Origin of the sequence: Paenibacillus sp. FSL H3-0302, from assembly GCF_037982245.1 — a bacterium.
In the GTDB taxonomy this organism is placed as follows: domain Bacteria; phylum Bacillota; class Bacilli; order Paenibacillales; family Paenibacillaceae; genus Paenibacillus_AQ; species Paenibacillus_AQ odorifer.
The window spans coordinates 3255878-3270901 of the sequence record NZ_CP150284.1 but is presented as its reverse complement, the minus strand read 5'-3'; the positions used below and the strand labels follow the sequence as shown (position 1 = coordinate 3270901).

13 protein-coding genes are annotated in these 15024 nt (G+C 40.1%); 2 read left to right on the top strand and 11 right to left on the bottom strand.

Translation table 11 applies throughout. From position 1 onward, the window contains the following. Window positions 1-231: 231 nt before the first annotated feature. The 10 genes from MHH50_RS14600 to MHH50_RS14555 form a co-directional block, all read right to left on the bottom strand. The gene (locus MHH50_RS14600) at window positions 232-552 is read right to left on the bottom strand and encodes a hypothetical protein (protein ID WP_340034522.1); all 321 of its coding nucleotides are present in this window, start codon (window positions 550-552) and stop codon (window positions 232-234) included. A gap of 84 nt (window positions 553-636) precedes the next feature. Further along, the gene (locus MHH50_RS14595; RefSeq protein ID WP_076309392.1) at window positions 637-1857 is read right to left on the bottom strand and encodes a GNAT family N-acetyltransferase; all 1221 of its coding nucleotides are present in this window, start codon (window positions 1855-1857) and stop codon (window positions 637-639) included. A gap of 94 nt (window positions 1858-1951) precedes the next feature. Next, entirely contained in the window at window positions 1952-3319 is a 1368-nt protein-coding gene (gene nhaC, locus MHH50_RS14590; protein WP_076190402.1) for a Na+/H+ antiporter NhaC, read from the bottom strand. A gap of 223 nt (window positions 3320-3542) precedes the next feature. After that, the gene (locus MHH50_RS14585; protein WP_076190403.1) at window positions 3543-4169 is read right to left on the bottom strand and encodes an HAD family hydrolase; all 627 of its coding nucleotides are present in this window, start codon (window positions 4167-4169) and stop codon (window positions 3543-3545) included. Window positions 4170-4227: 58 nt separating this feature from the next. Further along, on the bottom strand, window positions 4228-5709 hold the full coding sequence (locus tag MHH50_RS14580; RefSeq protein ID WP_340034521.1) for a DUF4179 domain-containing protein: 1482 nt from the start codon (window positions 5707-5709) through the stop codon (window positions 4228-4230). Window positions 5710-5726: 17 nt separating this feature from the next. Beyond that, window positions 5727-6224, bottom strand: coding sequence for an RNA polymerase sigma factor (locus MHH50_RS14575; protein ID WP_076125874.1), 498 nt, complete (start codon window positions 6222-6224; stop codon window positions 5727-5729). A gap of 166 nt (window positions 6225-6390) precedes the next feature. Beyond that, window positions 6391-8775, bottom strand: coding sequence for a polyprenyl synthetase family protein (locus MHH50_RS14570; RefSeq protein WP_340034520.1), 2385 nt, complete (start codon window positions 8773-8775; stop codon window positions 6391-6393). Between the two features lie 76 nt (window positions 8776-8851). Then, entirely contained in the window at window positions 8852-9622 is a 771-nt protein-coding gene (locus tag MHH50_RS14565; RefSeq protein ID WP_076184551.1) for a flavodoxin family protein, read from the bottom strand. Between the two features lie 165 nt (window positions 9623-9787). Next, window positions 9788-10354 carry an adenylyl-sulfate kinase gene (cysC, locus tag MHH50_RS14560; RefSeq protein ID WP_076274453.1) on the bottom strand — a complete coding sequence of 189 codons (567 nt, stop codon included), beginning with the start codon at window positions 10352-10354 and terminating at the stop codon, window positions 9788-9790. Window positions 10355-10389: 35 nt separating this feature from the next. Beyond that, complete coding sequence (locus tag MHH50_RS14555; RefSeq protein WP_340034519.1) at window positions 10390-11469, bottom strand: saccharopine dehydrogenase NADP-binding domain-containing protein; 1080 nt, start codon at window positions 11467-11469, stop codon at window positions 10390-10392. 128 nt (window positions 11470-11597) lie between these two features. Here MHH50_RS14555 and MHH50_RS14550 point away from each other — a divergent pair, with 128 nt between their 5' ends. Next, entirely contained in the window at window positions 11598-12683 is a 1086-nt protein-coding gene (locus MHH50_RS14550) for a helix-turn-helix transcriptional regulator (protein ID WP_076190407.1), read from the top strand. Between the two features lie 79 nt (window positions 12684-12762). On the opposite strand, the gene MHH50_RS14545 is transcribed toward MHH50_RS14550, so the two are convergent. After that, window positions 12763-14286, bottom strand: a complete 1524-nt coding sequence (locus MHH50_RS14545; RefSeq protein ID WP_340034517.1) for an MDR family MFS transporter — start codon at window positions 14284-14286, stop codon at window positions 12763-12765. A gap of 276 nt (window positions 14287-14562) precedes the next feature. Between MHH50_RS14545 and MHH50_RS14540 the strand changes: the two genes are divergently transcribed. Further along, window positions 14563-14985, top strand: coding sequence for a MarR family transcriptional regulator (locus MHH50_RS14540; protein WP_256715771.1), 423 nt, complete (start codon window positions 14563-14565; stop codon window positions 14983-14985). Window positions 14986-15024 lie beyond the last annotated feature (39 nt).

Here is a 15024-nt window from a genome sequence, read left to right as displayed (position 1 = left end):
TACTTCATCTTTAAAAACTTAAGTATTTGGAGCACACACCAATATATCGGCTTAACTTCCCATTATTTTACTTTAAATCCTTTCTTTTATTTTTTATTCTAATCACTGCTGTAAGAATAAGTAGACAGCAAAAAAACAGGTTGATTATAGTAGTAGCTCCCTATAATTAACCTGTTAACTGAACGCTATAGCGTTATTTACGTTATTCTTTTCTAGCGTCTAAATGATCGATTATCCTTTAGTAGGATCACTGGTCACTATAGATGCATTTACCTGGAGTTTTTTTAACGAGTTTTTCTTTGCTGTTAATTCTTTGGAAAGATCAGCTTGCAGTCGATTCATGTTCTTAATCTCATCGTTAAGCTTTTTGATTCGCGTCATTTTACTGCTCAAATCTGTGTGAGACTTGCTAAATTTCATATCCTGTTCTAATTGATTAATTTTGATTTTGGATTTTTCTTTTTTGTTCTTCACGTTTTTGAGCTTGCTCTCTACCTCTATGATTTCTTGTTCTAACCTTTGGATCATTGGTTTGGTGAAATTAATCGCCATTCTTACACCCCATATCATTTAGTGTTGCCGAGAATCAATTCTACTATAAAAGAACAAAAAAGCACACTCATTAGAGTATGCTTTTTAAAAATAATCAGAGAAATAAGGATGTTCTGGCCTGATTAACCCTTCCAGGAATTGAACTGTAGCTTCATCTGCCTGGATCCGACCGATCCTAGCCAAATAGGTAGGTCGCTTATAGCCCATTAACATCGTGGTTAAAGTAGGAATGTCAATCAACAAGGAAGGGTTAGTCCCTCCTGCGTGCAAAACACCTGTTCCATCTTTATCCACATTAAGTGTAAATGTACCCCGGTTCCATTCCAGCATCGGATCACTCAAGGTGAAGATAAGGCAACCATCTTTATCCTGTTTTTTAAACGGATACTGTTCGATAAATAATTGCACATCCACTATCCGGGCCATAAAATAAGGAGCAATGGTTTCCTTGATGTCACCATCATCTAAAACGAAGAAAAGCGGCTCCCCTTTATAAATATCCCCTTTGACAAGAGTAATCATCGAAAAATGTGCACTTATAAAGTTCCATAATCCCACGCGAGCTTCTTCGTTAATATATACCATTTCTTTGATGTAAAAGATCTCCTCAGCAACCCAATACAACAAATACCCTGTGGGCAAATCTTCATTGTTATAGTAGATGCCCACTGTCATTTCATCCAGATCCCAGCGTAAATATTCTTCCCAAGCCAACTTATTTCGAAGCATAGCTCCATGATGCTGCATGGAGAACTGATCATATATCTCCTTGATATCTGGATGTTCAATAGTTACCCGCTCCACGTTCCCAGGAACTTTTTTAGTTTTCGGCAGCTGGGTATCCGGAACTTCAAATGAGATTTTATCGGTAATGATCTCCCAGCCTTTCCGCCTATAATACGGAATAGAATACGGAAATAGATAAGAAATTGATTGCTTGCGGCCCCGCATTTTAGTTAATGCATGCAACATCAGCTTATTCATTAAACCTAAATTAGCATATTCGGGATAGGTTCCAACACCCGTCAGGCCACCCATCTCATAAATTCGCCCAAAAATATTTACTTGAAATGGGTATACTGCTAACTGTGAAATCAATTTATCACCATCAAACCAACCGACCACATCAGCATACTTTAGAACTGGCAGCTTCGCTTGGGTGATTTCACGATTTTCCCAACCAAAGATTTGTAAATCACGATTCGTCACTTGAAATACATAACGTAATAAATTATTAAATTGCTCTGCATGTTTAGTCTCGACATTTGCTAACCTGATTCTATCCTGCAACTTATTGCGACTCACTAGCAATACCCCCGCTGAATTCCCCAGATATAAATCAGAAATCACTCTTATTATTCTTTATATCCGTTCAATAAATACATTCTTTCAGAGAAGGTTAGCCTAGCGAATTCTTTTGCAGCTGCGGGATCAAAGCATACGCAAACGTAATGAATGGGCTTAACCACAGAAGGGTGGCATAAGGTATATATTCAATTACCGGCACACCTAGTGTAGCAGCGAAAAAAGCACCGCTAACTCCCCAAGGAATTAAAGGATTAACAAGGGTTCCACAATCCTCTAACGTACGGGATAGTGTCTTTGCTGGAATGCCTCGGCGATTATATTCATCTTTGAACATTTGACCAGGCAACAAAATAGAAAGATACTGTTCACCAGTCATCCCATTAACCGCAATGGATGATGCGCCGCTCATAAGCACGATACTGCTTTTACGTTTGAGGGGTTGAATGATTTTGCGAAAAAAAGCCTCTATGACACCACAATGTTGTATTAGCCCGCCTAATGATAAAGCAATCAAGATAAGTGAAACGGAACTCATCATTGATTGCATTCCACCTCGGTTAACGATAGAAGCAACGGTTTCATTGGCAATAGTACTTTCGTATCCATTCTGCATCACACTGAACCAGACACCGATTTCTGCCTGCTGCTGAATAATAGCGGTCACCAGAAGACCAGTGACAATGCCAACCATCAGTGTAGGAAGGATTGGGATTCGTTTGATTGAGCAAATAATAACGGCAAGTGGTGAGATCAACGTTAACCAGTGGATATGAAATCCATCTTGTAGAGCAAACTTAATCCCCTGAATCGACGATAAATCAATCGCATCGGCTTTTGGTGCGAACAAGAAAAAGACAGTAGTTATAATAAGCGCTGGAATCGTTGTGTACATCATATTACGAATATGTGTAAACAAGGATATACCTACCACTGCAGGTGCAAAATTTGTAGTATCAGATAAAGGTGACATTTTATCACCAAAACAAGCTCCGCAAATGATCGCTCCAGCAGCAAGTGTGGGAGAAATCCCTGTCGTCAAAGCAATACCCATCAAAGCTACGCCGATCGTGCTAACGGTGGTGAATGAGCTTCCAGTAAACATAGAGACGACAATTGTGACATATAACGCGCTTACTGCAAAGTAGTTCGGATTAATATAATCCATACCATAAAATAAAAGTGTAGGCACCGTACCACTCATCATCCATACAGCGATCAATATTCCGATCAGCATGAGGATAAGAATGGGCATTATAGCTGTTTGGATGCCTTTAATGATAGCTGCCTCAATATCTTTCCATGACACGCCAAATAAACCCAATAAGACTGCTGTGCCAACTGTGGTTGCGAGAAGAGGGATATGAGGTTCTGCTTTTAATAGGAAAATAGATACAAAAAGAAGTGCAAAAATAAAAGCGATAATAATCATACTTTTTGAAAAACTAAGCTGACGGTCCATAACGATAGTGCTCCTTAACATTGTGATTGGGATAAAATTCGGAGATTGCGGTGCTTCCTTACTTTTAAGCTTTTAAGCTTTTAGGCTTTTGGGCAATGAAGCACAGAGGTAATATTAACGATAAGATAGAGAAGAGTCAATGTTAAGAACATACAATGAAGGTTTTTCCATTAAAAAAACAGAGGGCAAAATGCCGCTCTGCTATATATTCACCCTATTCACTTTACAATTGCAGCTTTAAAATATCCTGCGGAGTTTCAAATTTATATTTCGCGGGAATATGCTCATGCTGCTTGCATCCCCATAAAGCTAATCCAAAATCGACACCAGCATCTCGTGCACATTCATAATCATAAATCGTGTCCCCTATGTAAATAGATGATTCAGGGTTTGCTTTTGATACTCTAATAAATTCTAGCAAGGGGTCTGGATGTGGCTTATGCTTTGCTGTATCTTCTGCGATAACGGTATATGATAAATATTTAGTTAAGCCAAATGGAACGAAATCGTCATTTAGCTCATCTCTTGTCTTGGAAGTAACAATTCCTTGAACGATCTCTTTTGACTGTAATGAACTCATTACATCTACAATTCCGTCAAAGATGTTAATAGTATCATAGAAATCTTTCATGAAAACATTCCATCTCTCATTGCCCTCATGAATATCTTCGATCCCAAGTTGTGGTAATGAAGCTGAACCGGGAATACCTAACACAAAATAGAGCTCTGACAATTCATACTCTCTGTTATGATCCACCTTTAACATCTTTAGCAGAGAACTCAGAACAGCGATTTCTGTATCAATTAGGGTTCCATCCACATCAAAGATTACAGTGTTATATTTACGCATAACTACCTCCTATAGGATTACAACAAATACAAGATTATTAATCGTTAAGCTTAATCTATTACTTAGAAAATAACTCTACGGCTTGCGTATCCATAATCGGATTAATATATTTCTCTAGCGTAATCGTTAGGGGTTGAGGATAATCTTTCGCTCCCTTTCCAAAAGTATAACGCATTTCATCCACGGCTGTACCATCCTTTGAAGTCATGTAGCCACCGAAGTTTCCTGCCGAAGTTGTTTTGATTGCTCTTTTATGCACATTTCCTTCCGCATCAGTAAAAGTCTCAGCAAGTCTAGTGTAGTATTTTAAATATTCGGCATCAGTAATTGTATGCCGCAACAAGATCTCTCCTTCATCTGCATAATTCTCTTGCGTTGGAACAACAAGCTCAAGGCCACTTCCCGGTGCTTCAATGATTTGCTGCTTATTGAGATCGACAACAATTTTCATTTTATTCTTTTCCACTGCCGAGATACCAAAGGTTTTTAATGAAACGGTGTCTGGCTGACGGTTTAGACTGCTCTGGCTGTTCCTGAACACCAGTGTAAACTTGGTGTTGTCCGAATAGACTTCAGAATTGTCAGAGTTGATGATGTCGGGGTAAAATAATTTTTCGGTAGCTCCCCCATTTGTACTAATCAGAACTGGATTAATCAATTGGAAAATTTGTTTATCATTGTTCGGATCATACTCCAAATCTACATAGGTACTAAGCGGTGTATATTGCACTAGATTCACTTTAATCTTTTGCCCGTCAACTGTCAGCGTTTTATCCGTTTTTAGAATTCTTTCCTGTGCTTTGAGCATATCAGGATTAAGTTCGAAAGCAACATCCAGATTAGTCCGGTACTTATTACTACTGGATTGTAGCGCCTTATCTGAAGTTTCAGTGAGAATGACATTATAGTTTACTTCCTTTGGATATTTAACCGTTGGTGAAAGACTAGTAGTGTATATAAAATCCTTAGACTGGCCTGGTTGAATTCGGTTATCGCTGGCAAGCATACTTAGTGCAGCACCTTTATGTAGATTCGACTCCTGTATGCCTTCATATTGAAGCGCAAAATTCGCATGTATAACTTCTTTGTCTGTATTGTTCTGAACACTGTATAGAATATACACCTTCCTTCCATCTGTTACTGCACCAGTTACATCCACTCGGTACCCCTTGTTTTCCGCGCTCTGACCCACCGGCATCACGAGATTCTCTTCCAGAGCACTAGCAAGCGCTGGTTCTAACCTTGAAAATGAACGATAAGCTGCAAAATCATCTGTATTTTTAGGGCTGGCGGTTTGAACTGAAGGTTCAGCCACTTCCTTGGCCGGTAACCCGATTGAAGAGTATGTAAATAAAAGGGCTGCGGCTGCAGCTGCGATCACTCCCAAACCTGCGGTATAAACGCGGCGTTTCTCACGTTTTTTTCCTTCCCTAATTCCCTTTCGCATCGCGTTATAAATTTTCATTTCCTGTAAAGTTTCAGTATTCTGATTCATTTCATCAACATTTTTCTGCAAAATACGATCTTCTTTATCTGTCACTCCGTTCACCTCCCATATCACTTCAGCACATTACGAAGCTGTTTAAGTCCCTCGCGTAACCAGGTTTTGATTGTACCTTCAGGTTTTTTTAGCACTTTTGCGATTTCGATTGTAGTCATGTCATTGTAATATTTAAGAAGTACCACATGCCGATATTTGGGCTTTAATCGGTTCAGAGCACGTTCCAGATCAATCCGGTCGTTACTTTTCATTTCCTGAGTTGCAACCTCTGCCAGCTTCTCCGTAGGAATCACTCGTTTTTTTCGTCGTAGTTCATCCATACAGCAATTGATCGTAATTCGAATCAACCAAGGTGTAAATGACTGTTCATCTTTAAGCTTCTTACGTTTCATCCAGGCTCGACATGAAGCCTCTTGTACAACTTCTAACGCGTCCGCTTCTGTCCGTAGATAACTATAAGCGACGGTGTACATTTTCCGATGCTCCACATACAGGCGTTTAAAGAAAACTTCCTCATCCATTCGGGCAAAATCAACCATTCTGACCTCGTCCATCGTCCTATCCACCACTCACCACACCCCCTCTTTTTTTGTCAGTGTCGGTATTAGGATAAAGTCATCGTTCTGATGTTCTTATAAGTAAGACGGAGTTGAACGTAAAAACGATTGATTTTTTTCATAAAAAAGTGCTGGCAAAGATGCCAATACTCCATTTTCATATTTATCGATCACGATTAACCATATAATTCAATAGATGTTTTAAAAAATTGATATTGCGGGGGATCTCTTTTAGCGCCTCCATGGCAAGACAATAGTGCTCCCACATCTCTTTTCTAGCGCCTTCTGAACCCAGAATGGAGACAAACGTTGCATTGTTATTCTCAACATCCTGCCCTGTGGGCTTACCCAGTAATTGTAAATCCCCTTCCAAGTCGAGTAAATCATCTTTAATCTGAAAAGCAATCCCCGCATGATAAGCGAATTTCTTCAAAGCTTCAATTTCTATCTCCTTAACCTGTGCGAGAATCGCTGGCATAACTAGTGAAGCTTCGAACGCAATGCCCGTCTTATAGAAACAAATCATATTTAATTGCTCTAGCGTCAATGCTTTCCCTTTAGAATTCAAATCCATCGCTTGCCCCATGCAGGTATCTTCCGCCTTTTGAGCTGAATATTGCATTAAAGCAATTACGGATTTAGCATCGAATGTAGAAAGGGATGCCTGTTCCTCAATCGACTTCTGAATTAGAAAGAGTCCTGTCAATTCCGCCGTTGCGCTATTATACACCTCATGTAGAGTTGAACGGCCTCTTCGAGTGGGGGCATTATCCTGAGAGGGCAGATCATCGAAAATTAAGGATGCAGTATGCATATATTCCAAAGACCTCAAAAGCGGCACAATTGCCGCGCTGTCTAATCCGTATTCGTTCACCCCCATAACCCAAGTCAGAATAGGTCGTATTCGCTTGCCATCACCCTCTAAACTATAATTGGCTGCATCAATTAACATTTCTTTCATAGCTGGTGTCCCAACAGGTTTATTAATCGGCAATTGATTGTTGATTTCACCACGAACCTTTTGAATCGTATTGTGAAAATCCACCTTTTCCTGCTTGTTGTTTTTTAAATTCGTAAGCATTTGATCTCTTAGTAGTTTGTCAAAAAAATCCACATCATCAGCTTTCAACACCATTTGCTGCACGAGTCGATTAAATTCGGGTTGACCCGAAGCAAAGATCTCCATAATCTCTTTATACTTTTCAGTACCCACACGTACTTTACAACGCTTCAAACCGTTAATTGCTCGATCTAGAATCACTTCACGGGTTTTGGCATCGGAGTGATATACGGAATGGATTAGATGAGAGATGACGGTCCAGTATAATTCAAAAGGGTTTATCAAATCTGAACGTTGATCACGGTATTTCAGAAAATAGGTATACGGCGTTACCGCTCCCTCTTTCATATCGTCAAACATATCTGCAAAATCATCAGCCAGTTGATTGTAAAGACCATAATAAAAAGTGCGTTGATCAAATCCATCATCTGTAGGTGCACTAATAACGGATCGGACAATTAAACGGGAAGAAGAGGATTTTAAGATAATGGGGATATAAAGCTCTTCATTGGTGTATTTAGCATTGGAAAGTTCCTTAACACGGTCCAGCTCCTGAGATTGAAAAAACACAAAGGATTGCTCGAAGAATATGTTCTGCATTTCTGGACGTTGATAGCTTTTAATATATTCGAAAGCTTCACTAAGCTCCGAATGTACGTATCGAATGAATTCCATGTTCTCTCCGGACCATTCTCCAAGCTCAGGCACAGATCTAGTAAGGATAGCGTCGCGTATCATGAGGGAAAATTGCTCTTTTTCTTGAACCGTTAAGACACTGGAATCGAGAAGATCATCAATAAAAGGGTAAGTCAGCCCATAAGAATAACCAAGTCTAATGGCTTCACTAAGCTTCTTAGAACGTTCCAAAGGTGGGGTACTCTCCCCCATTTCCTCCATTACATGCAGAATGACCCCGATAATGATCTTAATTAACTTACGCTGCGCTTGTTCGGCATTCATTTCCTGCGGAATATGGGTTGATACGTTCTTTAGCTTGTCGATCACCCAGATGGTGGCGGTCTCGACGCCTTCTTTCTGCGCCCAGCGATATACTCCTGCCAAACTCATAAATTCCGATTGATCTCTTATCGTTGTTGAATCGTCTGGGATCAATTGAGATCTAATGTCAGCAACCATTCGCTGAATCCTGTTTTGTGTATCAGTAGAATCCAAGGCTTTGCCCAGATCCCTCATATATAAATAGGACACGCTGCGATCTAAATAATCATCCAATTTACCGTTAAGATTCAGCCAGCCTATATACCTATGATAATCCTGCGAATCAGGTTTCCTTTTCCCTCTAGAGAAAAATGACAACCATGAGCGGCGATGAATATGATGTTTTTTCCATAATTGAATATCTTCAGTGAGAGTAGATACATAAGTTTTTTCTTTGAACTGCATGTGCAGTGAAACAAAATACTGAGCCGCCCTCTGCTCAGCTAGCGAATAGGCTGAATCGGCATGATCGGTTACATTCACATTCATAGGTGGATTACCTCAACTTCTCTTTTGGTTAATTGTCGGTCATGTTCATATCTTATACGGAGAAGTGTCTTTATGGTTACGAATTCTTCGCCATACGTTTCCCAATAAAGTCAAAGATCAGACCCGCTGTCCTTTTTATAGGACCCAATGAAACAGGATAATAATAACCCGACTCAAACCAGCCTTGTTCTTTGTAATAACGATAATCCTTGGAATGATCATCAAGCATTGTTTTTATACTTGTACGTGACATTCGAAACAGCATTAATCTGAGAAAAGAAGGAACTGGAGTCTTGGGCGACATAAGGTCCTTATAGAATCTTTCGGAGGCTTTCTTTATTTCTCTCGTCATTTTTTTCTGCGCAACTTCTGTTCTTGGCTCCAAAGTAGTCAAGACACAGCCTTTTGTAACTTGAAATCCGAAATTCTCGCCCATATTACTAAGGTATTTCACAATTTTGCTGCCTCCAAAGATCCCCTGATTGACAATAGCCGTGAAGGTTTTCCCGAAGAATCGAGGTCTATGAAATACAAAAGCAAGCCGGTCCAAGAGGTTCTTCATCGGTGCCGATACATGAAATGCATAATTAGGCGTGGCGAAAATAATTCCGTCAGAATGGATCATTTTCTCCATCAATACATCGCGATCATCCTTTAGTGGACAATATTCCTCACCTTTATTGAAACATATCTTGCAGCCCCGGCAATATTCAAGCCGATAATCTTTTAAAAAGACATACTCAAATTCAATATCACCATATGCTTTTAAATTATTGCCAAATTCACAAACCGCTTCAAAGGTCGCATGCTTTTGTTGATTCCCAATAAATGCAGTAACTTTTTTCATTTGAACCCCTCCATATATGCATATTTTGAATAACACTCATCAATATGAATGAATATTTTTTTATTCATTCATATTGTAGCACCTTGATCCCTTTTATGCGATATAATTCCATTTGAGAATGCAAAAAAAGAAGCCCGACTTGACCAGGCTTCTGTTAACTTCCCTCTATATCTTTTTAGCGTAATTATGTGTAACAAAATCAACTAGCAGATTCACACTGCTCTCCATATCGTAAATCTCTGTGTTAACTGTCAATTCGGCATGTTCAGGGGCTTCATAAATAGCATCAATACCTGTAAACTCACGAATTTCACCTTTTCTAGCTTTCTTATACAGCCCTTTAGGATCACGTTGTTCGCAGGTTTCTAATGAACATTGCACATAAATCTCTGCAAACTCGCCAGACTGAAAACGATATCTAATCGCTTCTCTAGCAGCTGAAGAAGGTGAAATCATCGGGACAAGCACTATAAAGCCTAGTTCCAAAAACATAGATGCTACTTCGGCTGCGCGACGCATGTTTTCTTTACGATCCTCTTCTGAAAAGCCTAAATCAATATTCAAACCTTTTCTTAGCTGGTCGCCGTCGATCACAGCACATCGGATGCCTTGCTTAAACAATTCTTTTTCAGCTTGTTGTGCTAGTGTACTTTTTCCTGAACCTGATAATCCTGTGAACCAAAACACGCCCGCTTTATGACCGTTCAACAGCTCCCAATCTTTTCTATTCATTCTAAAACGCCCCTTTCTATATGATTAATATTATACTAGTTTACCGCAGTCTTGAGAGAAATGGCTGATCCTAATTCCTTCTGTATATACGCTATATCAGTCATCTGCTCAATATGGTAAACTCCACCTGAGGGTGGTGAATCATATAGATGTTTTGCTACTGCCGCTGTTACTTTTGCCGTAATGATAGATTGATTCTTTCCTTGTAATAAAAAATCCGCATGAAGTATTTTACCTTCTGAATTTCTTCCATGTGCTTCAACCTTAATAGCGAACCCATCATCCCCCAAATGCAGCCGCCCCATAGCACGAACAATTGAATTCTTCAGCCAGCCTATTTGTAGTAAGCGAACGGCTCCAGTTCTTTTCGTTATTGCCAGTATTTTAGTAACTACAGCTGAATCAAGACAAAATCGTGTAGAGATAGACGATGATTTTAGTGTTCTGCTAAGTGTCTGTTGATCTGAGAATGGAAAACGGTAAGCATATCGGTTACCCATCTCATCACCAAAATGATACAACCTTCTGTCTGTAAAGCTCTCCACCTCAACCTGGCGATTATCCTGCTTCACTTCGAACTTAGCTGCTAAACTGTCAACTGTCCATTCTAGCGCCGCTTTGCCATGAGAATCACCTAATCCGAGCATAATCGCAATTTCTATCTCCTCAATCTGATTCATCTGCCGCTCTGCTTCAAGGGCCAGGAGATTAGTGATGCCGGGAGCAAGTCCTACACTTAAGACAGCACTTGACCCATTGTCTTCAGCCTCCCTCTTGTATTTCTCAATTTCATTCAAAAACAAACCGTTCGCAGATACATCCACATAATGAATACCGCTTCGAAACACAGCTCTTATAAAATCCGTATCCGTTTGATCTAAGCACATAATGATTAATTTCACTCGTTCTAACTTATCAGTAGGTAAAGGTTTATTAATATCCAACTGCATCGGCTTAATTTTCCCATCAGTTGCTTGACTGAATTGCTTTGCTTTTACAAGACTTCGCCCTGCAGCATATACTTTTCCAGGATATTTTTTCTCTAAGATTTCACAAATGGTACGCCCTACATGGCCATATCCACCGACGACTACAATATCTTCTTTTCTCTGCATTTTATCACCGCATCCTATATAATAGAAATAATTAAGAACCATTCTCAATTATACGGATATGGTTTACATTCACTATCCCATAAATGTGGGATACCTGTTTTTATACTCCATGACTAGAGGGCTGACCTATGAAAACCATAAGACAACTTAATCATATTAAACAACAAATCATACGGTTAGGTACTGTTTCTGAATCTTCACATAGCTACCGTACTTCATTACTGTCGATTTTACGCGAGGCTGTACCCTTTGATGCTGCCTGCTGTACCCATGTTGATCCACAGACACTACTCTCGACAGGTGCGGTTACAGAAGATAACGTGGAATCCATTCATCATCACTTGTTCCAGATCGAATACGGTGAAGACGATATTAATCCCTATGAGCAAATGGTTCATAGTAAAGTGCATGTAGCTACTTTATATGAAGCAACCGAAGGGCAGCCAGATTTGAGTGCCCGCTATCAAAAAGTACTGTCTCCGGCAGGATTTGAGGATGAATTACGCGCTGTACTTGTTCATGGAGATGCGTGTTGGGGGTATCTGACACTTTACAGAAAGTCGGGTCAGCCTGTATTTTCACAGGAAGATTGTGTACGGATAGCCTTAATGCTTCCTGAGATTGCCGCAAGAATGCGGGCTTTCAGTCTTGAGTTGCCTGAGAGAAATCAGACTTGGCTGGAAGAAGATTACGGTTCCGGAATTGCCGTCCTTTCTGATCAACTAGTGCTCCTCTCCTCCAATCCTACAGCAGACCGCTGGTTAGAGAAACTTCGTTCATTAGAAAAAATTGATCACCATATCCTGCCACGACCAATTCGGGCGGTGAGCACACAAGCAATCAATAGTCCCTCTGAATCTTCGGGGATGGCAAAGTCCTGTATCCGGATGTCAGACGGACCTTATCTAGTGATCCGGGCTAGCCGGCTTCATGCATACGACGGTCAGACGCAAATTGCCATTTCATTCGAGCCTGCACGTCCAGCAGATATGCTTCCTATCATTGCAGAAGCGTATGATCTGACGAAACGGGAACAGCATTTACTTGAAGGAGTAATTCGCGGATTATCTACTAAAGAATTGGCTGCTGAATTACATATTTCTGCTTACACGGTTCAGGATCATTTAAAATCCATTTTTGCTAAAGCAGGTGTCAGCAGCCGTAGAGAGCTTATCTGGCATTTACATTCTCGTTATAGCATTTCAGAGAAATAGGATCGCCGAGCTTCTTATCAAAAAAGCCCAAGCCTTTATTAACAAAGGACTTGGGCTTTAATTTTTATCTTTTATTTCCTTAATGCGATGCCGTAAATTCTTCCAGCTCCGTAGCAGGGTCAAACTTCTCCCTGCTCATCACAAATGCTGCCATTAGAGCTATAACTGATGGAATAATCGCCCAAGCAAAGGTATGAACAAGAGAAGAAGATAATCGTTCGGTGATTTTATCAAGAACCTCAGAGGGAATTTTGGCCCGTGTGTCGGGAGTCAAAATTGTACTTGGATCACTTAGATTAACACCTTCTGGTGCCGCGCCTCCCTTACTGAACACGGAAGCTAGTTTATTCGAAAAAATGTGACTTTGAATAATACCAAATACCGTAATGCCAAGTGTCATTCCCAGCTCCCGTGTGAAGCTAAGTGTCGAACTTGCAGAACCCCGTTGTCTTGCTGTAAATCCATGAATCGCTGCATTGCTTAGAACAGAAAATGATGAACCTATGCCAAGACCCACCAGAAACATAAAAATAGTGACCATAAACCGGGAGGAGTCTGGTGTTAGTGTGGTAAGTAGAGCCATACCTGCTACAAGGAGTACTAACGTAGAAATCATGATCGTGCGATAATTAAATTTAGAGAGCAAGAATCCTCCGCCAGCAGCAGTGATAACAGAACCAATCATCATCGGAAGTAGAACAAGCCCCGAATTTGTGGCAGACCCGCCAAGAACCCCTTGAATATAAATTGGAATGTACACCGAGGCTGTAATAAATGCCGCTCCGCTAAATATCGCCATAACATTACTCGTAGAATAGAGACGATTCTTGAACATGCCAAAGGTAATGATTGGCTCTTCTGCACGACGTTCGATAACAATAAAACCAATTAAAAACACAACAAAAGCCATAAACAATCCCAGAATCATTGTCGAGTCCCAAGCATATTTCTTACCCCCGAGCTCAATCGCAAACATGAGACAAAGGATTGAAGCTACAAGTGTAAAAGCCCCAAGATAATCAATTTTTTCTTTGGAATGCTCAACAGATTCTTTGTAGAAAAAAGCGATCATAAAGAATGCAATAACACCAATGGGTAAATTGATATAAAAGACCCAAGACCAATGAATATAATCCGCTATATAAGCGCCAATAAGAGGACCAAAAATACTGGAAATACCATAGGCAGCACCGAATAACCCACCGATTTTCCCCCGTTTTTCTGGGGCCACTACATCGAACATAATCGTGAATGCAATAGGAACGAGTGCCCCTCCACCAATACCCTGAATTGCCCGATAAATACTAAGCTGAACAATAGAATTTGCCGTACCACATAAAGCTGAACCAATCATAAAAACAATAATACCGAAAATAAAAAATCGCTTACGTCCATACATATCCGATAATTTACCGAAAATCGGCATACCCGCCATCTCAGCTATCATATAAGCGGACGTAACCCACATCAATTTGTCAAAGCCGCCAAGGTCACCTACAATGGTTCCCATTGCGGTTGCAAGTATAGTATTATCCATTGATGCCATAAGTGTAGCCAACAATAGAGCTACTATAATAACCCCAACTTTATTTTTCTTTTCCATGCTCCTTTTTCTCCTCCACTTTTCCCAAATGTTTAGTTCTACTCTAATTGTTAAAGGATTGTGCACAGGCTTCATTCCAAACCACGTGATGTTATACCCTTTGCAAATTAGTGAATAATTCGATAAAATCAAGACAATTAATTATATGTTCATCAAGCATCTTGTTCATTAATTATCTCGACCATCAAGATATAAACATTTTAAAAGGAGGGTCCTCTTTTGTCAAGAGATCGACACAATCAAGTTACAATTCAGCAGGAAGACTTAACTTTACGCATGCGGGGCCTAGGCAGCCGAACGGTTTTGTATCAGCAAAAAGTTGCAACTTCTCTAGGGTTATACAATAACGATTTTCTATCTATAGATATCCTTCATGAAAAAGGTCCTATCACCGCCGGCGAGCTATCCAAATTAACTGGACTTACTACAGGCAGCATTACCACATTAGTTGATCGACTTGAAAAAAACGGCTTTGTTCGCAGAGAACATGACCTCAATGACCGTCGTAAGGTGATCATTGTTCCTTTATATGAGAATAACGAGGTTGGAAATGCCTACCTTCCTTTGCACACTAAGATGGTTAAACTGGCGTCTTCCTTTACTGAGCAGGAGCTTGAGCTTATAACAACATTTTTAGGCAAAGCAAGTACCATCCTGGAAGAGCAGATTCACTATCTCAGCACTACAACGAGTAACTAAGACTGTATAATCGACAAAAAGGACGATATCCCATGAAGT